This is a genomic window from Nocardia sp. NPDC051321 (assembly GCF_044455225.1).
In the GTDB taxonomy this organism is placed as follows: Bacteria; Actinomycetota; Actinomycetes; order Mycobacteriales; family Mycobacteriaceae; genus Nocardia.
The window spans coordinates 85,952-111,846 of record NZ_JBITEM010000006.1; the positions used below are offsets into that span (position 1 = coordinate 85,952).

The 25,895-nt window shown below is 66.7% G+C and carries 25 protein-coding genes; 9 read left to right on the forward strand and 16 right to left on the reverse strand.

Annotated features, from left to right (window positions below; genetic code table 11):
* The first annotated feature begins 134 nt into the window (after nucleotides 1-134).
* The 4 genes from ACIA8C_RS15260 to ACIA8C_RS15275 all read left to right on the forward strand — a co-directional run bounded on the left by ACIA8C_RS15260 (nucleotide 135) and on the right by ACIA8C_RS15275 (nucleotide 4,274).
* Nucleotides 135-326 (forward strand): hypothetical protein, encoded by a 192-nt coding sequence (locus ACIA8C_RS15260; protein ID WP_150403824.1) that lies wholly within the window; start codon nucleotides 135-137, stop codon nucleotides 324-326.
* Nucleotides 327-416: 90 nt separating this feature from the next.
* Complete coding sequence (locus ACIA8C_RS15265) at nucleotides 417-1,973, forward strand: trehalose-6-phosphate synthase (RefSeq protein ID WP_397135655.1); 1,557 nt, start codon at nucleotides 417-419, stop codon at nucleotides 1,971-1,973.
* A 67-nt stretch (nucleotides 1,974-2,040) separates the two neighbouring features.
* On the forward strand, nucleotides 2,041-2,778 hold the full coding sequence (locus ACIA8C_RS15270; RefSeq protein WP_150403823.1) for a response regulator transcription factor: 738 nt from the start codon (nucleotides 2,041-2,043) through the stop codon (nucleotides 2,776-2,778).
* Nucleotides 2,775-4,274, forward strand: coding sequence for a sensor histidine kinase (locus ACIA8C_RS15275; RefSeq protein ID WP_397134917.1), 1,500 nt, complete (start codon nucleotides 2,775-2,777; stop codon nucleotides 4,272-4,274). The genes ACIA8C_RS15270 and ACIA8C_RS15275 overlap by 4 nt, the downstream gene beginning before the upstream one ends.
* A 13-nt stretch (nucleotides 4,275-4,287) precedes the next feature.
* Here the strand turns inward: ACIA8C_RS15275 and ACIA8C_RS15280 are convergent, their stop codons facing one another.
* The 12 genes from ACIA8C_RS15280 to ACIA8C_RS15335 form a co-directional block, all read right to left on the reverse strand.
* Nucleotides 4,288-4,788, reverse strand: a complete 501-nt coding sequence (locus ACIA8C_RS15280) for a h domain protein (protein ID WP_397134919.1) — start codon at nucleotides 4,786-4,788, stop codon at nucleotides 4,288-4,290.
* A complete protein-coding gene (locus ACIA8C_RS15285; RefSeq protein ID WP_397134920.1) occupies nucleotides 4,785-5,585 on the reverse strand; it encodes a hypothetical protein in 801 nt (266 codons plus the stop codon). Before ACIA8C_RS15285 ends, ACIA8C_RS15280 begins: the two co-directional genes overlap by 4 nt.
* Nucleotides 5,582-7,009: an MCE family protein gene (locus ACIA8C_RS15290; RefSeq protein WP_397134922.1), complete on the reverse strand. Its 1,428-nt coding sequence runs from the start codon at nucleotides 7,007-7,009 to the stop codon at nucleotides 5,582-5,584. Before ACIA8C_RS15290 ends, ACIA8C_RS15285 begins: the two co-directional genes overlap by 4 nt.
* On the reverse strand, nucleotides 7,006-8,250 hold the full coding sequence (locus tag ACIA8C_RS15295) for an MCE family protein (RefSeq protein WP_397134924.1): 1,245 nt from the start codon (nucleotides 8,248-8,250) through the stop codon (nucleotides 7,006-7,008). Before ACIA8C_RS15295 ends, ACIA8C_RS15290 begins: the two co-directional genes overlap by 4 nt.
* Nucleotides 8,247-9,515: an MCE family protein gene (locus ACIA8C_RS15300; protein WP_397134926.1), complete on the reverse strand. Its 1,269-nt coding sequence runs from the start codon at nucleotides 9,513-9,515 to the stop codon at nucleotides 8,247-8,249. Before ACIA8C_RS15300 ends, ACIA8C_RS15295 begins: the two co-directional genes overlap by 4 nt.
* Nucleotides 9,512-10,576, reverse strand: a complete 1,065-nt coding sequence (locus ACIA8C_RS15305; protein ID WP_397134928.1) for an MCE family protein — start codon at nucleotides 10,574-10,576, stop codon at nucleotides 9,512-9,514. Before ACIA8C_RS15305 ends, ACIA8C_RS15300 begins: the two co-directional genes overlap by 4 nt.
* Nucleotides 10,576-11,598: an MCE family protein gene (locus tag ACIA8C_RS15310; RefSeq protein WP_397134930.1), complete on the reverse strand. Its 1,023-nt coding sequence runs from the start codon at nucleotides 11,596-11,598 to the stop codon at nucleotides 10,576-10,578. The genes ACIA8C_RS15305 and ACIA8C_RS15310 overlap by 1 nt, the downstream gene beginning before the upstream one ends.
* Nucleotides 11,595-12,791, reverse strand: coding sequence for an MCE family protein (locus ACIA8C_RS15315; RefSeq protein WP_397134932.1), 1,197 nt, complete (start codon nucleotides 12,789-12,791; stop codon nucleotides 11,595-11,597). The genes ACIA8C_RS15310 and ACIA8C_RS15315 overlap by 4 nt, the downstream gene beginning before the upstream one ends.
* Before the next feature lie 6 nt (nucleotides 12,792-12,797).
* Nucleotides 12,798-13,649, reverse strand: coding sequence for an ABC transporter permease (locus ACIA8C_RS15320; protein WP_150403814.1), 852 nt, complete (start codon nucleotides 13,647-13,649; stop codon nucleotides 12,798-12,800).
* A 4-nt stretch (nucleotides 13,650-13,653) separates the two neighbouring features.
* Nucleotides 13,654-14,418, reverse strand: a complete 765-nt coding sequence (locus ACIA8C_RS15325) for an MlaE family ABC transporter permease (RefSeq protein WP_397134934.1) — start codon at nucleotides 14,416-14,418, stop codon at nucleotides 13,654-13,656.
* Between the two features lie 342 nt (nucleotides 14,419-14,760).
* On the reverse strand, nucleotides 14,761-15,663 hold the full coding sequence (locus tag ACIA8C_RS15330; RefSeq protein ID WP_397134936.1) for a 3-oxoacyl-ACP reductase: 903 nt from the start codon (nucleotides 15,661-15,663) through the stop codon (nucleotides 14,761-14,763).
* A gap of 45 nt (nucleotides 15,664-15,708) precedes the next feature.
* A complete protein-coding gene (locus tag ACIA8C_RS15335) occupies nucleotides 15,709-15,897 on the reverse strand; it encodes a ferredoxin (RefSeq protein WP_378742615.1) in 189 nt (62 codons plus the stop codon).
* A 156-nt stretch (nucleotides 15,898-16,053) separates the two neighbouring features.
* On the opposite strand from ACIA8C_RS15335, the gene ACIA8C_RS15340 reads away from it, so the two are divergent.
* Both ACIA8C_RS15340 and ACIA8C_RS15345 read left to right on the forward strand, forming a co-directional pair.
* The gene (locus tag ACIA8C_RS15340; protein WP_397134938.1) at nucleotides 16,054-17,247 is read left to right on the forward strand and encodes an acyl-CoA dehydrogenase family protein; all 1,194 of its coding nucleotides are present in this window, start codon (nucleotides 16,054-16,056) and stop codon (nucleotides 17,245-17,247) included.
* Nucleotides 17,248-17,268: 21 nt separating this feature from the next.
* Nucleotides 17,269-18,372 (forward strand): acyl-CoA dehydrogenase family protein, encoded by a 1,104-nt coding sequence (locus tag ACIA8C_RS15345; RefSeq protein WP_397134940.1) that lies wholly within the window; start codon nucleotides 17,269-17,271, stop codon nucleotides 18,370-18,372.
* A 466-nt stretch (nucleotides 18,373-18,838) separates the two neighbouring features.
* On the opposite strand, the gene ACIA8C_RS15350 is transcribed toward ACIA8C_RS15345, so the two are convergent.
* Nucleotides 18,839-19,429 (reverse strand): TetR family transcriptional regulator, encoded by a 591-nt coding sequence (locus tag ACIA8C_RS15350; RefSeq protein WP_397134942.1) that lies wholly within the window; start codon nucleotides 19,427-19,429, stop codon nucleotides 18,839-18,841.
* Nucleotides 19,430-19,530: 101 nt separating this feature from the next.
* Between ACIA8C_RS15350 and ACIA8C_RS15355 the strand changes: the two genes are divergently transcribed.
* Nucleotides 19,531-20,718, forward strand: coding sequence for an FAD-dependent oxidoreductase (locus tag ACIA8C_RS15355; RefSeq protein WP_397134944.1), 1,188 nt, complete (start codon nucleotides 19,531-19,533; stop codon nucleotides 20,716-20,718).
* A gap of 16 nt (nucleotides 20,719-20,734) precedes the next feature.
* Here the strand turns inward: ACIA8C_RS15355 and ACIA8C_RS15360 are convergent, their stop codons facing one another.
* Entirely contained in the window at nucleotides 20,735-21,562 is an 828-nt protein-coding gene (locus ACIA8C_RS15360; protein ID WP_397134946.1) for a thioesterase family protein, read from the reverse strand.
* Nucleotides 21,563-21,589: 27 nt separating this feature from the next.
* Entirely contained in the window at nucleotides 21,590-23,242 is a 1,653-nt protein-coding gene (locus tag ACIA8C_RS15365) for an acyl-CoA synthetase (RefSeq protein ID WP_397134948.1), read from the reverse strand.
* Nucleotides 23,243-23,345: 103 nt separating this feature from the next.
* Between ACIA8C_RS15365 and ACIA8C_RS15370 the strand changes: the two genes are divergently transcribed.
* Complete coding sequence (locus tag ACIA8C_RS15370) at nucleotides 23,346-24,128, forward strand: crotonase/enoyl-CoA hydratase family protein (protein ID WP_397134950.1); 783 nt, start codon at nucleotides 23,346-23,348, stop codon at nucleotides 24,126-24,128.
* Between the two features lie 90 nt (nucleotides 24,129-24,218).
* Here the strand turns inward: ACIA8C_RS15370 and ACIA8C_RS15375 are convergent, their stop codons facing one another.
* Nucleotides 24,219-24,635, reverse strand: coding sequence for a VOC family protein (locus tag ACIA8C_RS15375; protein ID WP_396991466.1), 417 nt, complete (start codon nucleotides 24,633-24,635; stop codon nucleotides 24,219-24,221).
* A gap of 189 nt (nucleotides 24,636-24,824) precedes the next feature.
* On the opposite strand from ACIA8C_RS15375, the gene ACIA8C_RS15380 reads away from it, so the two are divergent.
* On the forward strand, nucleotides 24,825-25,823 hold the full coding sequence (locus ACIA8C_RS15380) for a sigma-70 family RNA polymerase sigma factor (RefSeq protein WP_397134952.1): 999 nt from the start codon (nucleotides 24,825-24,827) through the stop codon (nucleotides 25,821-25,823).
* Nucleotides 25,824-25,895 lie beyond the last annotated feature (72 nt).

A 25,895-nucleotide genomic window follows, 5' to 3' on the forward strand; every position in this document is an offset into this window, starting at 1 on the left:
TCGTGGAGTTGATGCTCCGTCCCACGGTATAGGGAGGGATGGAGTCGGCACACCGGCCGGGGGCTGGTCTGACGCGGGTGCCACCCGCGTCTGCCGAGGACAGATACCATTGACTATTCGCACGTACGAGCGTAGTGAACCGGGAGGACTTGAAGATGGCCGCGAAGGGCAGCGCGAACGACATCGCGGACGACGATCTGGAACCACTGGCCGACGAAACCGCACGTCAGGCCCAGCGCGTTGTCGCGGCCTACGCCGAGGACGCCGACGAGTGCCGGATGCTGTTGTCGATGCTCGGCATCGCACCGAGCGCCCGGGCAGAATAAAGCCCCAGCCTTTCGACGCCAACGGCGACGTCGACGCACCGGATTCTCCGGAGAACCCAGCGACGCGCAAAGGATGCGTGAGTGGACCAGATGACTTCGTCCGACGACTCCGACCCCGCCCTAGACATCGCAGCCGAGGACACCAGCAGCACGAGCACCGGCCCTGCCGAATCCGGTTCCGGTTTCGTTGTCGTGGCCAACCGGCTGCCGGTCGACCTGGAACGGCTGCCCGACGGCACGACCCGATGGAAACGCAGTCCGGGCGGTCTGGTCACGGCGCTGGAACCGGTGCTGCGCAACAACAAAGGCGCCTGGGTCGGCTGGGCGGGGGTGCCCGACGCGGACGTCGATCCGATCATCGAGGACGGGCTCGAGCTGCATCCGGTGCCGCTGACGGCACAGGAGGTCGCCGACTACTACGAGGGCTTCTCCAACGGCACGCTGTGGCCGCTGTATCACGATGTGATCGTGCGTCCGGTCTACGACCGCAAGTGGTGGGCTGCCTATGTCACGGTGAACCGGCGCTTCGCCGAGGCGACCGCGAAGGTGGCCGCCGAGGGCGCCACCGTGTGGGTGCAGGACTATCAGCTGCAGCTGGTGCCGAAGATGCTCCGGATGCTGCGCCCCGACCTGACCATCGGTTTCTTCCTGCACATCCCGTTCCCGCCGGTCGAGCTGTTCATGCAGATGCCGTGGCGCACCGAGATCGTCGAGGGCCTGCTCGGCGCCGACCTGATCGGCTTCCACCTGCCCGGCGGCGCGCAGAACTTCCTCTACCTGGCCCGCAGGCTGGCTGGGCAGCCGACCTCGCGTGGCACCGTCGGCGTCCGTTCCAAACTCGGCGTCGTGCAGGTCGGCTTCCGTACGGTCCGGGTCGGCGCCTTCCCGATCTCGATCTCTTCGGCCGAACTCGACGAGCATTCCCGGCGCCGCTCCATCCGCGAGCGGGCCGCGAAAATCCGTGCGGAACTGGGCAATCCGAAGAACATCCTGCTCGGTGTCGACCGCCTCGACTACACCAAGGGTATCGATATCCGGCTGAACGCGCTCGAAGAGCTGCTGCTGGAAGAGCGGATCGACCCGTCCGAGACCGTGATGGTCCAGCTGGCCACGCCGAGCCGTGAGCGGGTGGAGAGCTACATCCAGATGCGCGGCGATATCGAGCGTCAGGTCGGCCGGATCAACGGCGAGTTCGCCCAGGTCGGCTACCCGGTGGTGCACTATTTGCACCGCCCCATCCCGCGCGATGAGCTGATCGCCTTCTTCGTGGCCGCCGACGTGATGCTGGTGACGCCGCTGCGCGACGGCATGAACCTGGTCGCCAAGGAGTACGTCGCCTGTCACAGCGGCCTCAACGGCGCCCTGGTGCTCAGCGAATTCACCGGCGCCGCAGCCGAATTGCGCCAGTCCTACCTGTGCAACCCGCACGACCTGGACAGCGTCAAAGACGCCATCGTCTCCGCCATCGAAGACGACCGCGACACCAAACGCCGCCGGATGCGCTCGCTGCGCCGCCAGGTCCTCGCGCACGACGTGGACCGCTGGGCCCGAGCCTTCCTGGAGGCACTGGCCCAGGGCCAGGTCGCAGGCAGCGCCCTGCTGACCGACGACGACACCTACCCCGAGGAGCGTCAACCGTCCCGCTGACGCCGTTCACAGGAATCACCCAGGTTTGGTCCAGCATGTTCGCAGCCGGATGCCGGACGATTAACCCATGAGTGGTGCGCCTGCGGAGCAGGCACCCGAGGCGCGGGTGCTGGTGGTCGACGATGAGCCGATGATCGTGGAGCTGCTCGCGGTGAGCCTGCGCTACCAGGGCTTCGCGGTGGACACGGCCGTCGACGGGGCGCAGGCGCTGGACAAGGCGCGCAGCTTCCGGCCGCAGGCGCTGATCGTCGACGTGATGATGCCGGGCATGGACGGCTTCGGCCTGCTGCGCCGGCTTCGCGCGGACGGCATCGACTCCCCCGTGCTGTTCCTGACCGCGCGCGACGAGGTGCAGGACAAGATCACCGGGCTCACCCTCGGCGCCGACGACTACGTCACCAAGCCGTTCAGCCTGGAGGAAGTGGTGGCCAGGCTGCGGGTGATCCTGCGCCGCGCCGGGCACGCCGCACCGCAGCGGGAGAGTTCCCGGCTCCGGTTCGAGGACATCGAACTCGACGACGACACCCACGAGGTGTGGAAGGCGGGCGAGCCGGTCGCGCTGTCCCCCACCGAGTTCACCCTGCTGCGGTACTTCATGGTCAACGCGGGCACGGTACTGAGCAAGCCGCGGATCCTGGATCACGTGTGGCGCTACGACTTCGGCGGCGAGGTCGGCGTGGTCGAGACCTACGTGTCGTATCTGCGCAAGAAGGTCGACACCGGCGACGAGCGACTCATTCACACCCTGCGCGGGGTCGGCTACGTGATGCGCGCACCGAGTCGCAGCCGGTCGGCTGGAAAATGACGGAGGGCCGGATCGCGGCGCTGCGCGCCAAGACCTCCGGTGTGCTCTCGGCGATCCCCCTGCGGGTGACGCTGATGCTGATTCTGGTCGCCACCGCGGGACTCGGGCTGCTGATCTCCGGCATGGTGGTCACCTCGGGCCTGGAACGCTCGCTGACCGACCGCACCGATCAGCAGCTACGTAATGGCGCGATCGAATGGTCGCGTCGCCGGGTGCCCCCGCCGCCGAGCTTGCCGGGCGATCCACGGCACACCAGCCAGTTCTACGTCCGCTCGGTGCAGGACGACGGACGGATCTACGTGATCAAGGCGTTCGGCCTCGATGTCGAACCCGCCCTGCCGGATTCGCCGCAGATCGGTCCGATGACCGTGCGCTCGGCCGGCGGCGGACCGATCGAATGGCGGACCTTGACGGTGCGTGTTCCGGACGGCACCACCACGGTGGCGCTGCCGCTCAACCAGAACTTCGACATCGTGCAACGCCTCGTGATGCTGGAACTGGTTGTCGGGTTGATCGTGCTGACCGCGCTGGCCGTCGCCGCGTACTTCGTGATCCGGCGCAGCCTGCGCCCGCTGCTGCGGGTGGAGAACACCGCCGCCGCCATCGCCCGCGGTGACCTGTATCGCCGAGTTCCGGTGCACGGCAGCAACACCGAGGTCGACCGGCTGTCCCGATCGCTCAACGGCATGCTCGCCCAGATTCAGCAGGCGTTCGCCAAGACCGAGGCATCGGAGGCCGCGGCCAAGCGGTCGGAGGCGAAGATGCGCCAGTTCGTCGCCGATGCCAGCCACGAGTTGCGCACCCCGCTCACCACCATTCGCGGCTTCGCCGAGCTCTATCGGCAAACGGGGATGACAGGAGGCGGCGCCGACGGGGCGGGTAACCGCAGCGCGACCACCGATCCCGACCTGTTCATGGACCGCATCGAACGCGAATCCCAGCGGATGGGCATCCTCGTCGAGGATCTGCTGATGCTGGCCAGGCTGGACGCACAGCGTCCATTGGAGCGGGGCCAGGTCGATCTGCTCGCCGTGGCCAGCGACGCCGTGCACAGCGCGCGGGCGATGGCGGCGGCCGCCGACCCGGACGGCTCGAACCGCCGCATCGAACTCGAAATCGAAACCGGCGAAGGCACTTTGGAGGTCACCGGCGACGAGGCACGGCTGCGCCAGGTGCTGGCCAACCTGCTCAACAACGCGCTAACGCACACCCCGCCGGACGCCTCGGTCGCGGTCCGCCTCACCCCCACCGCCAGCGAGGTGCTGCTCGAGGTGGCCGACACCGGCCCCGGCCTACCCGCCGACGAGGCCGACCGCATCTTCGAACGCTTCTACCGCACCGACAACTCGCGCGCCCGCAGCAGCGGCGGCACCGGCCTCGGTTTGTCGATCGTGCAGGCGCTGGTCACCGCGCACGGCGGCTCGGTCGATGTGCGCAGCACCGAGGGTGTCGGCACCACCTTCACCGTCCGGCTGCCGCGCGAAACCGCTGCGTGACAACCGGTTTCGCTCAGACCGGCGTGACCTGATCGACCAGCCAGCGGTCGCCGTCCTTCTCCACCGTGGCCCGGACCCGGCTGCCCGTGGTGGTGCCCTCCGGCGAATCCTTGCTGGTGGTCACCTGATTCAGGAACAGCAGCACGACCACCTTCGATTTGTCGCCGGAAACGACACCGCCCGCCTGCGTGGTCGCCTTGACGTTGAGCTGTTTTTCCTTGGCGCCCGGCGCGATCGCCTGCTCGATGAGCTTCAGGTAGTCGTCCTTGAACTTCGGCGAGAGATTGTCGGCCGCCTTCGGCAGTTCCTTGTCCACCGTCTGGAAGTCGTAGGTGAACATGGCTGAGACGGTCCGGCTCGCGGCCGTCACCGCGTCCTTACGCGCCTGCTCGGCCTGGTTGTCGTTCCAGATCCGGTAGCCGCTGACGCCGAGCACCACCACCGCCGCCAGGGCGAGCACGCTCAGGGTGGCCAGGAAGATCTTGCCGCGCTTGGTCATTCCACGCAGTGTCATCCGACGAACTCCACCTTCGAAACCGTCATGCCGGAGTCGCCGCGACTCACGGTGACCCGGAAGCGGTAGAACCGGGTCTGCTCGCCCTGCTGGCCCGCGTTGGTGAGCGACTGCTTCGCGGCGACCAGCACCGTCGCGGAGTCGTCACTGTCGTTCTCCAGCGCGGCGTCGATGATCTCGCCGTTGGAGACCACCTTGGCCTGCTGCACGATATTCATGAACGGGTCGACCCGGCCGTCGAATTCGGTCTTGAACTGGCCGGAGGCGACCGAGAGGATCCGGTCGATGTCGGCCTTGGCCGAATCGGCGCGGATGGTGGTGAGGTTCAGGATGGCCTGCCGTGCGGTCTGTTCGTACGCACCGCGGCGGTCGTCACGGGCGTCGATCGAACGCACCTTCATTCCGGCGAAGCCCGCACCGACCAGCAGCGCGAGCACCAGGACCGCGGCCGCCGCGACGCCGACGACGTGCCAGGCACCGCGCTTGGTCCGCTCGGGTGCGGCGTCCTCGGCGTCGGCGGCGGGTGCGCCCTTCGTCAGGTCGACGACATTGCTGTCCGCTACCGGTGCCGTGTCCGACACGGAATCCGCGACTCCGGAAGCTGTTTCAGCGTCGGCGGGCGTCTTGACGTCAGCCTCGCCGCCGAGCGCCGCCGCACGAGCTGTGAACGCGGCGGTATCGGCCTTCGCGACCGGAACCGACGTCACTACGGCGGCCGCCGTCTCGTCCACCGGCGGACCCACCGAGCGCACCGCGCGTCGCCGCGTACGGTGCTGATCTGCGTTTTCATCTTTCATCGTTGCTGCTCCTCGAGCATCGCCTGCCAGCTCGACGGTACCGTGCCCGAACCGCCCGGTCCGATATCGCCCTGTCGGTAGGTGCGGCCGTCCGGGCCGATGTACTGGCCGGTGGACGGATCATAGGATCTCGCGGCAGCGGGCGTGCCGGTGCCGTACGCGGCGGGTGCCACCTGTGTCGAACCCGGTGTGACCGGCGCGGACGCGGGCGCTACCGGGCGCGGCGGACCGAACGCGGGGTTGTCCCCTTCCGGGACGTAACCGGTCCGGCAGAGCTCGGGTGTCGGCGCTCGCACGCCGGGGAATTCGGCGCACGGCGTGTTGCGGATGCCGCGCACGTCGACCGGCGAGTCCTGCGGCACTTTGCAGTACAGGCCGGGCGGGGACGGGATCGAATCGAGCTCGCTGGGCGAGCGCCGTTCGTTCGGCGGCAGGAATCCGGTCGTGCAGGCGGGCGGGTCGTTGACCACCACCATGAAGTCGACCATGGCGCCGTACTCCACCGGCCCGCGGATGATCGTCCGCAACGCCGCGATCAGCGGCGGGAAGACCACCAGGAGTTGTTCCAGCCCAGCGTGATACGTGACGCCGACCTGCCCGGTGCTGACCAGGTTGGTCAGCAGCAGCGGCAGGGTCGGGCGCAGCGATTCGAATTGCGCGCTGACCCGCTGCATCGCGGACGGTCCGTCGCGCAGCACGTTGCGCAGCGACGGATCGTGCGCGCGCAGCTGGTCGGTGACGGTGGCCAGGTCGCTGGTCCAGGACCGGATGGCCGCGTCGGACTCGAGCTGGGTATCCAGCAGCGGCCCGATCTGGTCGAGGAGCTTCTTCGTCGGTTCCGCGCTGTTCTGCGCCTCTTGCACCAGCAGCGACGCGGAATCGATGAACCGTTGCAGGTCCGGGCCCGCGCCGTTGAACGCCTTGAACGCTTCGTCGATCACCTGCCGTAGCCGGGTGTCGGCGACGCTGGACAGCAGCCGGTCGGACTGGTCGAGCAGCGAGCCGACGTCCTGCGGAAGTTTCGTGCGGCCCACCGGAATCACCGCGCCGTCGGCCAAGTTTCCGCCGGCCGGGTGGTCAGGCGGGATCAGGTCGACGTACTGCTCCCCGATCGCGGAGACGCTGCGCACCCAGGCGTTGACATCCGACGGGACCTTGTAGTCGCTGTCGATGGACAGCTTCGCCTCGACCCCGTCGGGGGTGAGCCGAACATCGCGCACCACACCGACATTGGTGCCGCGGTAGGCGACGTTGGCGGTCGGGTAGAGACCACCTGTCGCCGCCAGCCGCACCGTGACGTCGTAGCGGCCGATGCCGAACATCGCGGGCACCTTCACATACACCCCGCCCATGATCACCAGGCCGATCACCGTGAGCACGGCGAAGATCGCCAGCTGGATGCGGACGAATCGGGTGAGCGTCATCGGCCCGGACCCCCTTGTGGCGCAGTGGCTCCCGGCATCGGCACGGTCAGACCCGGGATGGCGGGCAGGCCCGGAATCGGCGGCAGGCCGGGAATGGTCGGCGTCGGCTGGGCACCAGGGGCCTGCCCCGTTTGCAGCGGTCCGGTCGCCGGATTGCCGCTCTGTGTCGCGGTGTCGGGCGCGAAACTGCCGACCACGCCCTCGACGCCGCCGAATCGACCACCGAGCGGCGTGCCGGTCAACCAGTTGCTGTCCAACCGCTTTCCGGTGAGGTCGACGGTGATGAAGAGGTTCAGGTAGTCGCCCATGATCGCTTTGTCGAGGTTCTTCATCGGGAATGGGAAGGTCGGGATGATCTTCAGCGACTCGATGAGGTTGTTCCCCGTGTCGGCCAGCGTCTGCAGCACCGGGGCGAGGCTACGCAGGTTGGCCTTCAGGTTGTCGCCGCTGCTTGCGATGAGCCGGTCGGTGACGTCGCTGAGGTCGCCGAGCGCGTTGATCGTCGCGGTGATGTTCTTGGTGCGGTCGGCGAGCACGGTGAGCGCGGGGTGGATCCGCTCGATGGCGGCGGCGACCACATCACGCTGCTTGGCCAGTTGGCCACCGAGGCGATCGAGTCCGCTCATCGCCGCGATGATGTCGTTGCGCTGCTTGTCCAGGTTGGTGGTCAGCTGGTTGAGTTGCGGCAGCAGATCGCGGATGTCGCTGGCCCGGCCGCTGAGCGCGGAATTCAGTTCGCGGGTAATCGTTTCCAGCTGCGAGATGCCGCCGCCGTTGAGCACCACCGACAGCGACGAGAGCACCTGCTCCGTCGTCGGATAGGCGCCGGCCCGCTCCAGCGGAATCAGGTCGCCGCCCTGCAACTGCCCTTGCGGCGCAACGTCACTCGGCGCGGCCAGCTCGATGTGATTGCTGCCGAGCAGACTGGTCTGGCCGATCTTGGCGATGGCATTGGCGGGCAGCCGCACGCTCGGATTCAGGGTGACGGTGACCAGCGCGTGCCAGCCCTCCACCTCGATGTCCGACACGGTGCCGACGGTCACGTCGTCGACCCGGACCGGTGAATTCCTGGTCAGCGTGGTCACATTCGGCATCTGGATGTGCACCTTGTACGCGCCGTCCATGGTGCCCTCGGTGCCCGGCATCGGCAGCGAGTTCAACCCGTCCCACTCACAGCCGGAGACGCCGAGCGCCACCGCGAGACCCACCACCAGCATGGCCATCCGGCGAGGCTTTTTCATCGCCCTCCTCCTGGAATAGCAAGTCCGGTAAGGCCGTTCGGCACGATCACCGGCGCGGGTCCCGGCGCGGGCCCGGGCGGGGCCGTCTGCCCGGCCAGGCTCGGCGGGCTGTAGGTCAGCTGGTTCGGGAACGCGTGCACGCCGGTGGCCGGATTCAGCATGATCGGCGCGTAATTCATCGCGAGCGAACTGATTACCGGCGCGAGATACTGCGCGCACAGATCGGCGGAGCGATCCGAGTCATTGGTTTCCAGCGCCCGCACCGAACCGCAGAGGAAGCCGAGCGGATCGGCCGTGTTGTTGAGCGAGACCGCGCCCGCGAGGGTGCCCTGGGCCGGCTTGTAGATCTGGTAGAAGTTCACCAGCGCCGTTGGTCCCGAGTGCAGTACCCGCTCCAGTTCGGGGCGCTTGTCTACCAGCTGCTGGGTGACGTCGGCCAGCCGCTGCACACCCTCGGTGAGCTCGGCGCCGCTGCCGTCCAGGAACCGCTTCACGTCGCCGAGCGCGGTATCCAGATTGTCCAGTCCCGCACCGAGTTCCTGCGACGTACCGGCCAGCACCGAGGACACCGACGCGAGCCTGCCGCCGAACTGCACGATCTGCTCGTTGCTCGCCGACAGCACGTCGACGAACTTCTGCAGATTGCGAATGGTACCGAACAGATCGGTTCGCCCGTCCGACAACGTGTTCAGGGTCGCGGACAGTTCGCGCAACGTGTCGCGCAGCTTTTGTCCGTTGCCGTCCATGTTGTCGGCGGCGGTGTTGACGAAGCGCCCGAACGACCCCTGCGGGTCGTCACCGACCGGGCCGAGAGTCGTCGACAGCTTGGAAAGTTCGGCCTTGATGTCGTCCCACTCCACCGGCACGGCCGTGTGCTCGAGCGGAATCTCCGCGCCGTCGCGCATTTTCGGGCCGCTGACGTAGGCAGGCGCCACCTGGATGAACCGCGCCGAGACCAGCGACGGCGAAATGATCACCGCGCGTGCGTCGGCGGGCAGGTCGATGCCGCGGTCGATGGTCATCTTGACCTTCACCCGGTCCTTGCCAGGCTCGATCGAGTCGATCCGGCCGACGCTCACGCCGAGCACCCGGACCTCATCGCCCTGATACAGCCCGGAGGTCGACGGGAAATACGCGGTGATCTTGGTCTTCCCGATCCGGGTCACGCCGCCGTAGACCGCGGCCAGCACCAGCACGGCGACCAGCCCGCCTGCGACCAGTAGCGCCCAGCGCGGCAGCTTGCGAGCTCTGTCCAGCATGTTCATCGCGGTGGCTCCTGAAGGGCGGGACCGATCGACGGCGGTGCCGGGTTGGTGAAAATATTGCGCAGGTCCTCGGGCAGATGCTCGGGCCACACCAGCGCGTCCACCAGCGGCTGCAATTCGGTACTTGTCGCGTTGACGACGTAGGCGTTGAACCACGGCCCGTTGCCGACCTGCTCACCGAGCGCCGCGGCGTACGGGCCGAGGCCGTCGAGCGCGTCGGAGATGTTCTGCTTGTTGCGCTGCAACAGGCCGAGCACCGAATTCAGTTTGTCCAGTGCGGGTTTCAGGATCGGCTCGTTGTCCGAGACCAGGCCGGACAGCTGCTTGGCCACCTCGTTGACGTAGACGATCAGCTGCCCGATCGCGGCGCGGCGCCGGTCCAGCTCGCCGAGCAGGTTGTTGCCGTCCAGCAGCAGCGCGTTGATCTGGTTGCTCCGGTCGGCCAGGATCTTGGTGACGTTCTGCGCCCTTTTCAGCAGCTCGGACAGCGCCTGATCGCGGGCATTTATGCTGCGCGACAACGCGGTAACGCCGTCCAGCGCCGCGCGCAACGGCGCCGGAGTGTCGGCGAAGGTCGCCGAGAGCGTGTCCAGGGTCTTGTCCACCTGGTCCATGTCCAGCCCATGCACCGTGCGGCCGAGGTCGCCGAGCGCGTCGTTGAGCGAGTACGGAGAGGTGGTGCGGTCCAACGGAATCGTGTCGCTGCGCCGCAGCGCGCCCGATCCGGTCGGGGTCAGCTCGAGCGACTTGCGGCCGAGCACGGTGTTGGTCTTGATCGCGGCGGAGGTCTTCTGGCCGAGCACGATCGACTCGTCGAGGGTGAACCGGACCAGCACCTTGGCGCCATCCAGTTGGACATCGTCCACCTGGCCGGTCCGCACGCCGGCCACCTGGACCGCGTCGCCGGGCAGCAGTCCGCCCGCGTCGGCGAAGTAGGCGGTGTAGGTCGCGCCGCCGCGGATGAACGGCAGTCGGCCGAACTGCAAGGCGGACAGGGCGACACACGCCGCGACGACTATCCCGACGATGCCGATGGTGACGGCGCGTGATCGCTCGTTCATCAGGGCGTGCACCTTCCGGTCGTCTGCTTACCCGGCAGGTTCACCTGCATCGGCTGCCCGTTCGGGCCGTCCACGACCAGGTTGGTCCCACAGACGTAGAGCTGCAGGAACGAGCCGTAGGCGCCGATGCGGATCAGCTTCTTGTAGGTGTCGGGCAACTTGTCGAGCACCCACTGGATGGTGTCCGAGCCGTTGTCCAGATTGGTGGACAGCCGGCCGGTCTGCTCGATGGTGGAGCGCAGGTCCGGCCGCGCCTGCTGGAGCAGTCCGGTCAGGTCGCGGGTCGCGCCCGCGATACGGGGCAGCGCGTCGCCGATCGGGTCGCGGTCGGCGGCCAAACCGCTGACCAGCCGCTGCAATTCGTCGAGCGTGGTGGCGAACTGGTCGCCGCGCTGATCGATGGTCTGCAGCACCGTGTTCAGGTTGTTGATCACGTTGCCGATCAGTTCGTCGCGGTCCGCGAGGGTCTTCGCGAACGAGCCGCCGCTGTTCAGCAGGGAAACCAGGGTGCCGCCCTGGCCCTGAAATATCTGCAACAGTGCGCCGGTCAGGTCGTTCACCTGGGCCGGATCCAGGCCGCGCAGCAGCGGGCGGAACCCGCCGAGCAGCATGTCCAGGTCCAGCGCTGGCGCGGTCTTGTCCTTGTCGATGGTGTCGCCGTCACGCAGCGCCTCGGTGCTGCCCGGCCCCTCGAGCAACTCCAGATACCGGTCACCGACCAGGTTTTCGTAGCGGATGGTGGCACGGGTGCTGGTGAGCAGCCGGTACTTGCGGTCGACGTCGAAATCGACGTGCGCGAGATGGTCCTTGCCCACCTTCACCGAGGAGACCGAGCCGACCGGAACACCGGCGATGCGCACCTTCGAGCCGGGCACCATTCCCGACGAGCTGGTGAACACGGCGTGGTAGCCGTACTCCCTGGCGAAGCGCATCTGGCTGAACACGATCACCAGACCCGCGAACACCAGCGCCATCACCAACGTGAAGATGAGCAGCTTTACCGTCGTGGCGGTGTTCTTCACAGCGAGCCCACCCCCGGCAGTCCGGCGAACAACAGCTGGAACACCTTCGGTGCCTCGTTGGGCTTGGTGAAACCCGTGTTCGGCACGTACGGGGCTCCCTCGTTCGTGTCGGTGACGACGTAACCCGCATGGCTGTCCGGCACCCGATCCACCACGCCCTCGCAGTGCGGGCCGCCGGTCGCGTTCACCTTCGGCAGGTCGTCCGGATACTTGTATGGCTGCGCGCCGAACATGAAGTTGGTGTTCATCCCGATGCCGGGCAGCTTGCCGCCGAACACCTCCTCGGCCAGCGGCATCATCGGGCCGAGACCGTTGATGATGCAGCTGAGCGCGGGGGCGTACTCGAACAGCAGGCTCGTGGTCGGGCGCAGCAGGTCGAGCGCGGTGCTGAAATTGGCCTCGTTCTCCCGCAGCACCGAGCCCGTGGTGTCGGCCAGCCCGGTCAGGTTGGCCAGCACGTCGTCGAGGCTCTGCTGCTCGTCGACCAGCGTCCGGCTGGTGACAGTCGCGTTGTCCACGGTGCGCAACAGGTCCGGAACGGTGTCCGCGTACAGGTCGGTGACCTGGCCGGTGCGCACCAGATCCTGTTGCAGGGTTGGCAGATACGGGTTGATGTCGCGCAGGTAGGCGTCGCTGCGGGCGAGCAGGTCGCCCAGCTTCTCGCCGCGGCCCTGCAGCGCCGTGCCGAGCGCGGACAGCGTCGCGTTCAGCTTCTCCGGCTGCACCTTGGCGAGCACGTCGGACAGGTGCTGGAACAGCGTGTTGAATTCGACGGTCACGTGCTGTGCCGTCACCCTTGCCCCCGGCTGTAGCGAGGCCGACGAAGGTTGTTGCGGCACGGTGAAGTTGACGTACTTGGCGCCGAAGACGGTGGTGGAGCGGATATCAACGCCCGCGTTGGCCGGAACAAGCTTCAGCTGTTCGGGATTCAGTGCCAGCTTCAGGCTGGCGCCGTCGGCGGTCTGGTCGATCGAGACCACCCGGCCGATCTCCACGCCGCGCACCTTCACCTTGGCGTCGGGATCGAGCACCAGCCCGGCGCGTGGCGCGTCGATCGTCACGGTGGCCGTCGAGGTGAAACCGCCGACGAACATCACCATCGCGACGGCGACGATCGCGACCAGCACGAGCACCATCGCGGCACCGGCCAACTTGTATCCCACTGCAGCGCGCACTGTGTTCGAATCCGCCATCTCGCTCTACCCGGACAGGTGAAAGTTGCCGGAGGTGCCGTAGATGGCCAGCGAGATCAGCAGGGTCACCGTGACCACCGCGACCAGCGAGGCCCGCACCGCATTGCCGACCGCGACACCGACGCCGACCGGGCCGCCCGCGGCATGGAAGCCGTAATAGGTGTGGATCAGCATGACCGCCAGCGCCATGAAGATCGCCTGGGCGAACGACCAGAGGATGTCGCTCGGGATCAGGAAGGTGGAGAAGTAGTGGTCGTACACACCCGCCGACTGCCCGTAGATCACCACCGTGGCGAACCGGCTGGCCAGGAACGACGCGATCACCGCGAGCGCGTACAGCGGAACGATCGCGATCATCCCGGCGAGCACCCTGGTGCCGACCAGATATGGCACCGGCCGGATCGCCATGGATTCCAGCGCGTCGATCTCCTCGGCCACCCGCATGGCACCGAGCTGCGCGGTCGAGCCTGCCCCGATGGTGGCGGCCAGGCCGATGCCGGAAATCACCGGCGCCGCGATGCGGACATTGATGAATGCCGCGAAGAAGCCGGTGAGCGCCTCGACGCCGATATTGCCGAGCGAGCTGTACCCCTGCACGGCGATGGTGCCGCCCGCGAACAGCGTCAGGAAGCCGACGATCACCACGGTGCCGCCGATCACCGCCAAAGCGCCGCTGCCCATGCTGATTTCGGCGATCAGCCGAATGGTTTCGGTGCGATAGTGCGTCAAGGCACGCGGAATGGCCCCCAGGGCCTGTGCATAGAACACAGCATGTTTACCTACAGAATCGAGCGAGTCCGACATCCGACGCACTCGTCGCACGGTACGCGGGAAGCGGGATTCGATCACGAAGGCCATGCGGTCACCGCGCCGTGAACTTGATACCAACGGCGGTGACCACGACGTTCACCACGAACAAAGCCATAAAGGCGAAGACAACGGTCTGATTCACCGCATCACCGACACTCTTGGGACCACCCTTGACATTCAGACCCAGATAACAGGCCACCAGCCCGGCGATCAGCCCGAACAATCCGGCCTTCACCTCCGAGATGACCAATTCGGGCAAATGGGTCAGCAGCGTGATGCCGTTGACGAACGCGCCGGGGTTCACGTCCTGGAGAAAGACCGAGAACAGAAATCCGCCGACGATACCGATGGTGCACACCAGGCTGTTGAGCATCAGCGCGACGAACATCGACGCGAGCACGCGCGGCACCACCAGCCGCTGCACCGGATTGATACCGAGCACTCGCATCGCGTCGATTTCCTCGCGGATCGTGCGGGCGCCCAGGTCAGCGCAGATGGCGGTGGCACCGGCGCCCGCGACGATCAGCACGGTGACGATCGGGCCGACCTGGGTGACCGCGCCGAATGCCGCGCCCGCCCCACTGAGATCGGCCGCGCCGATCTCGCGCAACAAGATGTTCAGCGTGAAGCTCACCAGAACGGTGAATGGAATCGCGACCAACACTGTCGGCACGATCGAAACGCGTGCGATGAACCAGGACTGGTCGATGAACTCGCGTCCTTGAAATGGCCTGCGCACGCTGGAACGCGCGACTTCGGCCGTCAGTTCGAAGAACCCGCCGACTGCCCGCAATGGCACAGCAAGGACCTCGTTCATCTTTGAACCTCCTTGCTGAAATCTGCGCGTCTTACCCACGGCACGATTCTTCACCGAGGCCGCACCGCCTCAACGATTAGAACACGTTCACTGCGTCGCCGGAAGATGTTTGCCACTTTTGAACTGCACTTTTTCTTTGCATCGGCGTATAAATTTGGAACGAGTGTCAGGAGATAGATCCCACCTTTGTGAGGCGGCACACATCTCACCCACCAATGTCTACCAAGTGCCCGACCCTTGATCAACAGTTGGACGGCCGATCAGCAGTTCATTGTCACCGGGTCTTGCAAAAGTCGGTCCTCGCTGCGCATGTTTCGCGCAGCGCGGCCGCGTCGAACGAACTCAGCCTAGATCCAGCAGCGCCGAGGCCGAGAATGTCTGCGCGGCAGGGCGTTCGGCGAAATAGCCGCCGAGTGCCGCGGCGAGATCATCGGCGGACCATTGTCCGCCGTTGGCGTCGAATCGTTGTTCGACGACGGGCGCCGCCATGAGCGCGACCATCCCGCCGTAGACCACGAACAGTTGGCCGTTCACCGTGTCGGCGGCGGGCGAAGCCAGGTAGGCGACGAGCCGTGCCACATGATCGGGCGAGAGCGGGTCCACCTCCCCCTCGGGCGCGGCGCTGAACACGGCCTCGGTCATCGCGGTGCGCGCGCGGGGCGCGATCGCGTTGGCGCGCACGCCATAACGGGACAGCGCCCGCGACGCCGACAGGGTCAGCGCGGTGATGCCCGCCTTGGCGGCGCCGTAATTGGCCTGGCCCTCCGGTCCGAGCAGACCCGCCTCCGAGGAGGTGTTGATCAGCCTGCCGTATACCGGCGCGCCGGCCGCCTTGGACTTGCCGCGCCAGTACGTCGCGGCGTTGCGGGACAACAGGAAATGACCGCGCAGGTGGACCGCGACAACGGCGTCGAAGTCCTCGTCGGACATGTTGAACAGCATCCGGTCCCTGGTGATGCCCGCGTTGTTCACCACGATGTCGACGCTGCCGAAGGACTCTTCGGCGGCGCGGATCAACGCGTCCGCAGTCGCCCGTTCGGCGATGCTGCCCGCGACGAATTCGGCCTTGGCGCCGAGCGCGCGGATCTCGGACAGCGTGTCGGTCACCGCGTCGGACTCGGCCAGGTCGTTGACCACCACCGAAGCACCGGCCCCGGCCAGCGCGAGCGCCTCCGCCCGCCCAAGCCCCGCTCCTGCTCCCGTAACGATCGCCACCCGCCCAGCAAGACTCACATCATCAGCCACGAGCCCGACCCTAGAACGTGTTCCATTCTATGGCAAGGGTCGGTCTCATTGCAGCCGCAGCGCCGCTTTCGGGCACTGCGCCACCGCGTCCTCGACGTCGGCCAACCGGTCTGCGGGCACGTCCGCCTCGAGGATGTGCAGCTGGTCCTCATCATCGAGTTCGAACACGTCGGGGGCGATTCCGACACAGATTCCGTTCGCTTCACACTGATCCAGATCGACGCTGACCTTCATGAGAACTCCTTTACCGCGATCCTTGCCGAAGCCTAACAAGCCGATGCCGCCGGAGGTGGCGCCATCGACCCGATTCGCCCTCAATACTGGAACATGTTTCAGTCGATATGCAATGATCGGGTGAACCCACATCGACGAAGGCCTGAGGTATTTGCCATGCGCATTGCGTACACGCCGCAGCAGGAGGAGCTACGCGCGGAGCTGCGCGACTACTTCGCGCGACTCATCACTCCCGAGCGCAGGGCCGCGCTCAGCGCGCAGACCGGCGAGTACGGCCAGGGCAACGTCTATCGCGAGGTCGTGCAGGAGATGGGCCGCGACGGCTGGCTCACGCTGGCCTGGCCGAAGGAGTTCGGCGGCCAGGACCGGCCGACGATGGATCAGCTGATCTTCACCGACGAGGCGGCCATCGCGGGCGCGCCGGTGCCGTTCCTGACCATCAACTCGGTCGCGCCGACGATCATGCACTACGGCAGCGAGGAGCAGAAGCGCTTCTTCCTGCCCAAGATCGCGGCCGGCGAACTGCACTTCGCCATCGGCTACTCCGAGCCGGGCGCGGGCACCGACCTGGCCAGCCTGCGCACCAACGCGGTGCGCGACGGCGACGACTACGTGATCAACGGCCAGAAGATGTGGACCAGCCTGATCGCTTACGCCGACTACATCTGGCTCGCGGTCCGCACCGATCCAACGGCCAAGAAGCACAAGGGCATCAGCATGCTCATCGTGCCGACCTCCGCCGAGGGCTTCTCCTGGACACCCGTGCACACCATGGCGGGGCCGGACACCAGCGCGACCTACTACCAGGACGTCCGGGTGCCTGCGAGTTCACTGGTCGGCCAGGAGAACGGCGGCTGGTCGCTGATCACCAACCAGCTCAACCACGAGCGCGTCGCACTGACCTCGGCTGGACCGCTGGGTCTCGCCGTGCACCAGACGGTCGAATGGGCCCGCAATACCAAGGCGGGCAACGGTTCCCGCGTCATCGACCAGGAATGGGTGCAGCTCAATCTGGCGCGCGTGTACGCCAAGGTCGAATACCTGAAATTGCTCAACTGGGAGATCGCCAGCCGGGCCGACGCGGGCGGCGACGCCGCACCACGGCCGTGGGACGCCTCCACCTGCAAGGTGTACGGCACCGAACTGGCCACCGAGGGGTACCGGCTGCTCATGGAAGTTCTTGGCCCGCAGGCGTATCTGCGCCAGGACTCGTACGGCGAGGCCTTGCGCGGACGGCTCGAGCGGATGCATCGTGCCGCGCTGATCCTCACCTTCGGCGGCGGCACCAACGAGGTGCAGCGCGACATCATCGCCATGACGGCGCTCAAGCAGCCCGCGTCGGCGCGCTGAGCCGGAAAGCAGGTAGCAGAAATGGATTTCACTCCCACCGAAGCCCAGCTCGACCTGGGCAGGCTGACCGGCGAGGTGTGCGGCAAGCTCGTCACCGCCGACCGGCTGCGCGAACTCGACACCGCGGCCGAACGATTCGACGAGGCGCTCTGGAGTTCGCTTGCCGAGACCGGGGTGCTGGCGGCGGCACTGCCCGAGACGGTAGGTGGCAACGACTTCGGCGCGCTCGAGCAGACCGCCGTCCTGCGTGAGCTCGGCAAGTACGTCGCGGCGGTGCCGTACCTATGGTCGATCGTGGTCGGGGCGGGCGCGCTGGCGAAGTTCGGCGATGCGGCGCAACAGGATCGGGCGACGCGCGCGGGCGCGGGTCAGGTGATCCTGACCGCCGCACTTACCGAAGAACATAACTGGGAGCCCGCCCGGCCCACCACCACCGCCGTCGAGGTGGACGGCAGCTGGCGACTCACCGGCGCCAAGACCACGGTGCCCTTCGCGAACCGGGCGGACCGAATCCTGGTCCCGGCCACGGTCGCCGGGGTCGCCGCGGTGTTCCTGGTCGATCCGGCAGCCGCGACGGTGACCGCGCAGCAGGTGGTCGACCGCACCCCCGAATACGCCGTCGAGCTCACCGACACCCCGGCCGAGCTGATCGGCACCGTCGAGAACGGCGCCGAGATCCTCGACTGGCTGCTCACTCGCGCCTGGCTCGGACTCAGCGCACTACAGCTCGGCACCCTCGAACGCGCACTCGATCTGGTCGCCGAATATGCCCGTGAGCGCGAACAATTCGGCAAAGCGGTCGGCAGCTTCCAAGCCGTTGCCCAGCGCTTGGCGGACGCCTACATCGATGTCCAGGGCCTGCGACTGGCGGTAACCCAGGCCGCATGGCAGATCTCCGAAGACCTCCCCAGCGCCGAAGCCGTGCACACCGCCAAGTTCTGGGCCGCCGACGCGGGTCACCGGGTGGCGCACACCGTCGTCCACGTCCACGGCGGGGTAGGCATCGACCGAGACCACATCGTGCACAACTACTTCACCGCCGCCAAGCACAACGAGTTCGCGCTCGGCGGCGGCACCGACCACCTTCGCGCCCTCGGTGCGCTGCTGGCCGCTACCCCGTCCTGATCCGTAGCATTACCGAACGCCCCGCCGGGTAACGGCGGGGCGTTCTTCGTCTGTAGCGCTCATCCACGCCACACGCTGATCAGTTGCGTTGCGGGCGAACCCATCTGTGCGCAGACCACACCTATCCGGATGCTGACCCGTACCGAATACCGAGGGGTTCCACACAACATCGAAGTGCGCACCGCGCACCAACGAACATTCCGGAGGACGATATTCCCACCGTACGGTCCACCCTCGCCCGCATCTCGGTCGCGATCCTCGGCGCGCTCACCGCGAGCGCGCACCCCAGCGTCGAGACCAACGAATCGCCCACCGACACAGCGGTCCCGGTGTCCTAGATCGACTCGGGAGATCCCGCCGAGGTGACGACGACTGGATCACGCCCGCTCGGTCCGCACCTGAATCTATTGCTCGCACAAGCTGATGGGCCCGAGTCAACGCCTTCGCCTGTCCGGTGTACTCGGATTCAGGAGGCGATCGGCTTCGAAGTGAGGTAGCGCTGGAGGGTCGGCGCGATATCCGCGATGAGCTCGTCGCGGGTGAACGCGACGACCGGGGGGATGCGCAGGATGTAGCGGCACAGGGCGATGCCGAGGAGCTGGGTGACGACGAGTGCGCTGCGGCGGGGAGCGTCGGCGGGGTCGCCGAAGCGGAGGACGGCGGGCAGCACCTGCTGGGCGAAGACATTGCGGAAGCGTTCGGTGACGGCTTCGTCGGTGATCGATGAGCGCAGCAGGGTCAGCAGTACCTCGTTGCCGGGCGGCTCCTCCCACAGAGCGAGGAAGCGGCGGATCAGCAACTCACCGACCTCGGTCTCGTCGGCGGCGGCCAGGTCGGGCAGGGCGAGATCGATATCGACCGCGGCGGCGAACAAGCCGTCTTTGCTGCCGAAATAGCGCATGACCATGGACGGGTCGATCGCGGCGTCGGCGGCGATCGCGCGGATGGTCGCCTTGCCGTAGCCCTCGGCGGCAAACCGGGCGCGAGCGGCGTCGAGGATGGTCGCGCGGGTCGCATCGGAGCGGCGCGCAGGTTGCTGATCAGGCTCGATCGTCATGCCAACGAATGTAGGCCAACAACTGTTGACTTTGCAATATCGGGCGCGCTACCGTTATGCCAACAGGCGTTGGCCTACAGATGTTGACCTCAGGAGTTCCGATGAACACCACCCAGAATCCGCTGCCGGACACCACCTCCGTCGTGATCGTCGGTGCGGGTCCCGCCGGACTGACCGCGGCGATCACCCTGGCCGACGCCGGCGTCGACTTCGTGCTCCTGGATCGCCTTGCCGAGGGCGCCAACACTTCTCGCGCCGCCGTCGTGCACGCCCGAACCCTCGAGGTGCTGCACGAGCTCGGCATTGCCGACGTGCTCATCACCAAAGGCATTGTGGTGCCGCGATTCACCGTGCACGACGGTGCGCGCACCCTGGCAACCATCCGATTCGACGACCTCCCGACGCAGTACCCCTTCACCCTGATGGCGCCGCAGGACACCACGGAGGCAGTACTGCTCGCCCGGCTGCGCAAGGCAGGCGGCGACGTCCGGCGGCCGTACCAGGTGACCCGAGTCGCTGACGAAAACAACGGCGTCACTGTCGAATACACTGACGACTCTGGCGCCGTAGGCACCCTCCGCGCCGACTACGTCATCGGCGCCGACGGCATGCACAGCGTCGTCCGCGATCAGGCAGGCATCGGTTTCACCGGCGACACCTACCCCGCCTCCTTCGTGCTCGCCGACGTCCGAATGGACTGGCCGATCGCCCGTGACGAAGTGGCACTGCATCTTTCACCGGAGGGCGTCACGGTGGTCGCGCCGCTGCCCGACGAAGCCGAGCCGAACCGCTACCGCGTAGTCGCCACCGTCGACGAGGCTCCCGAGCACCCCACCCGCGACGACATTCAAACCATCCTCGACACCCGAGGCCCTGGCGGCAACAGCAAAGTCCTCGAGGTGCTGTGGAGTTCGCGCTTCCGCGTGCATCATCGCGTCGCCGACCACTACCGCGCCGGCCGAATCTTCCTGGCAGGCGACGCCGCCCACGTACACAGTCCCGCGGGCGGCCAAGGCATGAACACCGGTATCCAGGACGCCGCCACCCTCGGACCGCTACTCGCCCGTGTCGTCGGCGGCGAGCCGACAGCCGTGCTCGACACCTACGAAACCACAAGGCGCCCAATAGCGCTCGGCGTAGTGGCCTTTACCGACCGGATGACCAGGATGGCCACCCTGACGCCCCGGCCCGCCCGCGCGGTACGCAACCTGACCATGTCGACGCTCACCCGAATCCCCGCCGTCCGCCAGGCGCTCGCCTACCGGCTCGCCGAACTCGCCAACCGTTGACCGTCGAAAGTCGCTGCTAGCTAACGGCCTTCGCGGAAGTGAAGTCGCCGTTGGCGAAATCGACCTGACGCTCGGCATTCGACAACGCGGTGACCACGCAGGTCCCGAAGGACCCCGTGCGGTCGAACAAGGTAGCGCTGCCGACCGCGACGCCGTCCGCGCTGATGTGGCTGTCGGCCTCCACGCCGACCTCGGACCCCACCGGCTGCCTGGCCAGGGCCAGGGTCATATCGGTGTTGATGAAGCCGACGCCCGCGCTGCCCCAATTGGTCATCAGGCTCGTCGCCTCGCCGATCACCACGGCACCGACGAATGTCGAGGGCGTCTCGCCCTCGACCACCCATAACGGCACCTGCCACATGCGCTTTCGACTGTCGTTCTGGTGTTCACCGATCTCGCCGGACCACCCGTCGGCATGGGCGTCGCTGCCCCATAGCGGACGAGTGGGTTCGGTGGCGACCGGCACCGACGGCGGCTGCGGGACCTCCGCCCGCGTCCACAACTGCCCCGGCGGCTGGACCGATCGCTTGAGGAAGACGACCGTCGCCCTGGCCACGTCCACGCCGTCCTGCATCAGCGCGGCGTCGGCGACCCGGATCCGCCGTCCTTCCCGAACCAGCTCCGTCACCACGGTCAGTGGTTTGGCCAGAGTGGGCCGGAACAGATCAACGGTGAGTCTGGCGGGCATGAAGCCCGCCGAACAGTGTTGCTGTTCCAGCGCTCTGGCCATCAGTCCGCAGATCGCGGGCCCATTGATCATCGTGGGCGACCAGGCGCTCGCGGCGAACGGCAACGGCTCGAAGCCGCGCGCGGTCGCCTCGAAGTACCCGTAGCGGACAACCACTTTCGATTTCCCCCTGTTTCCGATGTCCTACTTGCGGCTCGCCTCAGCGTGCTCGTCGGCGGCCCGCTCCTCGGTTTGCGCTTTGGCCCAACGATAGTCGGGCTTGCCCGCCGGGGACCGTTTGATCTCGTCGACGAACCACAGGCTGCGCGGCAGCTTGTAGGGGGCGATCTCTTTGGTGAGGAACGGGCGCAGATCATCGATGGTCGGCCGGTTCTCGCCACGGCATTGCACTACCGCGACGACGCGCTGGCCCCAGCGTTCGTCGTCGACGCCGACGACGAGGGCGTCGAAGATCTCCGGGTGGGTCTTGAGTGCCCCCTCGACCTCTTCGGGGTAGATCTTCTCGCCGCCGCTGTTGATGCTGACCGAGCCGCGGCCGAGCATGGTGACCGTGCCGTCTTCCTCGACCCTGGCGTAGTCGCCGGGGATGGCGTAGCGAATACCGTTGTACTCCTTGAACGTTGCGGCGGTCTTCGCCTCGTCCTTGTAGTAGCCGAGCGGAATGTGCCCGCGGCGAGCCAGGATTCCGACCACACCCGAGCCGGGCCGCACCGGGTTGCCGTCTTCGTCGAGCACTTCGGTGGAGCCGTCGATCTTCACCCGCGGCCCACCGGTGTGGTTGACGCCCTTGGCCACGATCGACAGACCGCCGAAACCGGTCTCCGAAGAGCCGATGGAATCGGAGATCATCCGGTTCGGCAGCAACTCGAGGAATTGATCCTTGATCGCGGGCGAGAACAGCGCCGCGCTGCTGGCCATCACGTACAGGCTCGAAAGGTCATAGGGCTGACCGGTTTCCGGGTTGCCTTCGATCAACGCGTCCAACATCGGCCGCGCCATCGCGTCACCGGTGATGAAGATCAGGTTGATCTTGTGACGATCGATCGCCTGCCACACCCCATGCCCGCTGAACTCGGGCAGCATCACGGCCTTGCCGCCGTCGAACAAGCTGTGGAACGTCGCCGTCTGCGAACCACCGTGGATCATCGGCGGGATCGGGAACCGAACCATGCTCGGATTGTTGGCCGCACCCACCTTGGACTGCTGCCACTCGTCCTCGATCGGTTCACCGGTGATGAAGTTGATGCCACCGCCGAGCACGCGCCACCAGTCCTCGTGCCGCCACATCACGCCCTTGGGCAGCCCCGTGGTGCCGCCGGTGTAGAGCATGAAGATGTCGTCGGGGGACCGCTCGCCGAAGTCCCGCTCGCCCGACGAGGCCGCCAGCGCCGTCTCGTATTCGACCGAATCCGCTGCGGTCTCGATGGTGCCGGTCGTATCGTCATCGACGACGAGAACCGTCTTCAGCAGCGGGGTTTTCGGCCGGACGCCGGCCACCCGATCGCTGTACCGGCGCTCGTGGATCAGCGCGACCATGTCCGAATTGTCGAAGATGTATTGCAACTCGTTCTCGACGTAACGGAAGTTCACGTTGATCATCACTGCCCGCGCCTTGAACACCGCGACCATCGCCTCGACGGCCTCGATCGTGTTACGCGAGTAGATGCCCACCTTGTCACCCGGTTTGACACCGTGTTCGAGCAGGTAGTGAGCCAACTTGTTGGCGCGCTCCTCCAGCTGTGCGTAGGTCACCTCGCGGCCGTCGTCAGCGAGCGCGACGCGGTCGGGCATCAGGTCGATGGAGTGTTCGACAAGGTCCGCTATGTTGTAGCTCACAAGGCTAAAAATAGAACGTGTTACTGTTCCTGGCAAGGCTGAATTCCATTACCCCCGCCGACTTCGTCGGCTGCCGTCCCCTGGAACGTCGGGAGATCCATCAATGCCACACTGCCTCGTCGAGAAACGCGACCATGTCCTCATCGTGACGATGAATCGCCCCGAGGCGCGCAACGCGCTGTCGGCGGAGATGATGGCGATCATGCGCGACGCCTGGGACCAGGTGGACAGCGATCCGGACATCCGGGTGGCGATCCTGACCGGCGCGGGCGGCGCGTTCTGCGCGGGCGCGGACCTGAAGGCGATGACCACCCAGCACCCCGGCGATTCGTTCGCGGGCGGCGGCTGGGATCTGTCGAAGATCGAGGCACTGCTCAAGGGCCGCAGGCTCACCAAGCCGCTGATCGCGGCGGTCGAGGGCGCGGCGATCGCGGGCGGCACCGAGATCCTGCAGGGCACCGACATCCGGGTGGCCGGCGAAAGCGCGAAATTCGGTGTGTCCGAAGCACGCTGGGGACTGTTCCCGCTCGGCGGCTCCGCGGTGCGCCTCGTCCGCCAGATTCCGTACACCGTTGCCGCGGACATCCTGCTCACCGGCAGGCACATCACCGCGGCGGAGGCCAAGGAGATCGGGCTGATCGGGCATGTGGTGCCCGACGGCGGCGCACTCGACAAGGCACTCGAACTCGCCGCGCTGATCGCGGCCAACGGCCCGCTTGCCGTGCAGGCCATCCTGCGCACCATCCGGGACACCGAGGGCATGCACGAGGAAGAGGCGTTCCAGATCGACGCGAAGCTCGGCACCGCAGTCTTCCGCTCGACCGACGCCAAGGAAGGTCCGAAGGCCTTCGCGGAGAAGCGCAAGCCGAGCTTCACCGGCAGCTGAAAAAGGTACGCTCAGAGCGCTTGCGAGCCGCGAATGCGCGAGGCCGCCCTCGGCACCATTCGGTACCCGGGGGCGGCCCCTCGCCGGAGCTCAACAGCCCGGGTAGTCCATCCAGAACGGCTCCCACTGGTGCCCGTCCGGATCGAGGAAGGTGCGGCTGTACATGCCGACCTGCTCCTCCTGCGACCGCTTGTCCTCGCTGATCTCCTCGGTGCCGCCCGCGGCCAGCGCCGCCGACGCGAGCGCGTCCACCTCCGCGACGCTGGTTAGCGCCAAACCGTAAGTGGCGCCGATCTTCTCGGTGGTGTCCGCGACCTGGCGCTTGCTGAAGGTGGTGAAATAGCCTCTAGTCAGCAGCATCAGGCAGATGTTGTCATCGATCACGATGCAGGCCGCGTCGTCGTCACAGAATTCCTGATTGACCTTCCAGCCAAGCGCCTCGTAGAAATTCTTCGACCGGTTCAGCTCGGCGACAGGTAGGTTGAGAAAAATCATCCGGCTGGTCATGTCGACACCTTTTCGTAGTCCGCCTGTTTAGTTGCGCACAAATAGAGACGGGCTTCAGCGGGGGAACTCATCGCTCGCCCACACGATGTGACAGGCCGCACTGCGGCAGGCCGGTCGATGATCTTGATCGTGCTGGTAGCAAGGTTTTGGGTCTGGGATGTGTCGGTGGGCTGTGGCAGGGTGACACCCATGAACGACCTGTCCGGCCAGACCGCCGGCCTCGCTCCCGACGTGCTCGAATCCTTCGAGAAGCACCGCCGGGAATTGTGCGCTTACGCCTACCGCATGCTCGGCTCGTCCTTCGAGGCCGAGGATGCCGTCCAGGAGACCTTCACCCGCGCGTGGAAGTCCTACGACTCCTTCGAGGGCCGCGCGAGCCTGCGCTCCTGGCTGTATCGAATCACCACCAACGTCTGCCTCGACATGCTCGACGGACCGCAGCGGCGAGCCAGGCCGATGGACCTGTCCGGACCGTCGCGACCGGATTCCCCACTACCCGCACCGCAGCCGGACTACGTCTGGATCGAGCCGATCCCGAATGCCCTCGCCTTCGGCGCCGACCCCGCCGACCACGCCTCGGCCAAGGACACCTTGCGGCTGGCCTTCGTCGCGGCCTGTCAGCACCTGCCCGCCACCCAGCGCGCGATCCTGATCATGCGGGAGGTGCTGCGTTTCTCCGCCAACGAGACCGCCGAGGCCCTCACCATGTCCCCCGCATCGGTCAACAGCGCCCTGCAACGCGCCAGAGCCACCATGTCCAAGGTGCAGCCCGCCGCCACGGACACCTACGACGAATCGAACGAGGATCAGCGCAAGCTGATCGACAACTTCGTCGAGGCGTTCGAGGCCTACGACATGGACACCCTCACCACACTCCTGAAAACCGACGTCTCCCTGTCCATGCCGCCGCTCGAATTCTGGGTCTCCGGCCCGGCAAACGTCGCCGCGTTCATGCTCGGCCACGGCAACGCCTGCCGCGACTCCCGCATGATCCGCCTGCCCGGCGCCAACGGCGAACCCGCCTTCGGCCAGTACAAGCCCGGCAACGAGCCCGGTGTCTGGATCCCATGGTCGGTCATCGTGCTCGAACTGGACGGCAACGCCATTTCGGGGATGTGCTTTTTTCTCGATACGGAGAAGTTGTTCCCGCTGTTTGGTTTGGCTTCGGAGTTGCGCGAATCGGTGTGAGGGTGTTGCTGGTCCGTCCGCGGGGAGGGGGAACCGGGCTCATCCGCTGGGAGGTGGGAGAGGGCACCGGCC

Coding starts and splice junctions, on each gene's coding strand:
- ACIA8C_RS15265 (WP_397135655.1), top strand. CDS start 417: ATGACTTCGTCCGACGACTCCGACCCCGCCCTAGACATCGCAGCCGAG.
- ACIA8C_RS15270 (WP_150403823.1), top strand. CDS start 2,041: ATGAGTGGTGCGCCTGCGGAGCAGGCACCCGAGGCGCGGGTGCTGGTG.
- ACIA8C_RS15275 (WP_397134917.1), top strand. CDS start 2,775: ATGACGGAGGGCCGGATCGCGGCGCTGCGCGCCAAGACCTCCGGTGTG.
- ACIA8C_RS15280 (WP_397134919.1), bottom strand. CDS start 4,788: ATGACACTGCGTGGAATGACCAAGCGCGGCAAGATCTTCCTGGCCACC.
- ACIA8C_RS15285 (WP_397134920.1), bottom strand. CDS start 5,585: ATGAAAGATGAAAACGCAGATCAGCACCGTACGCGGCGACGCGCGGTG.
- ACIA8C_RS15290 (WP_397134922.1), bottom strand. CDS start 7,009: ATGACGCTCACCCGATTCGTCCGCATCCAGCTGGCGATCTTCGCCGTG.
- ACIA8C_RS15295 (WP_397134924.1), bottom strand. CDS start 8,250: ATGAAAAAGCCTCGCCGGATGGCCATGCTGGTGGTGGGTCTCGCGGTG.
- ACIA8C_RS15300 (WP_397134926.1), bottom strand. CDS start 9,515: ATGAACATGCTGGACAGAGCTCGCAAGCTGCCGCGCTGGGCGCTACTG.
- ACIA8C_RS15305 (WP_397134928.1), bottom strand. CDS start 10,576: ATGAACGAGCGATCACGCGCCGTCACCATCGGCATCGTCGGGATAGTC.
- ACIA8C_RS15315 (WP_397134932.1), bottom strand. CDS start 12,791: ATGGCGGATTCGAACACAGTGCGCGCTGCAGTGGGATACAAGTTGGCC.
- ACIA8C_RS15320 (WP_150403814.1), bottom strand. CDS start 13,649: ATGGCCTTCGTGATCGAATCCCGCTTCCCGCGTACCGTGCGACGAGTG.
- ACIA8C_RS15325 (WP_397134934.1), bottom strand. CDS start 14,418: ATGAACGAGGTCCTTGCTGTGCCATTGCGGGCAGTCGGCGGGTTCTTC.
- ACIA8C_RS15335 (WP_378742615.1), bottom strand. CDS start 15,897: ATGAAGGTCAGCGTCGATCTGGATCAGTGTGAAGCGAACGGAATCTGT.
- ACIA8C_RS15340 (WP_397134938.1), top strand. CDS start 16,054: ATGCGCATTGCGTACACGCCGCAGCAGGAGGAGCTACGCGCGGAGCTG.
- ACIA8C_RS15345 (WP_397134940.1), top strand. CDS start 17,269: ATGGATTTCACTCCCACCGAAGCCCAGCTCGACCTGGGCAGGCTGACC.
- ACIA8C_RS15350 (WP_397134942.1), bottom strand. CDS start 19,429: ATGACGATCGAGCCTGATCAGCAACCTGCGCGCCGCTCCGATGCGACC.
- ACIA8C_RS15355 (WP_397134944.1), top strand. CDS start 19,531: ATGAACACCACCCAGAATCCGCTGCCGGACACCACCTCCGTCGTGATC.
- ACIA8C_RS15370 (WP_397134950.1), top strand. CDS start 23,346: ATGCCACACTGCCTCGTCGAGAAACGCGACCATGTCCTCATCGTGACG.
- ACIA8C_RS15375 (WP_396991466.1), bottom strand. CDS start 24,635: ATGACCAGCCGGATGATTTTTCTCAACCTACCTGTCGCCGAGCTGAAC.
- ACIA8C_RS15380 (WP_397134952.1), top strand. CDS start 24,825: ATGAACGACCTGTCCGGCCAGACCGCCGGCCTCGCTCCCGACGTGCTC.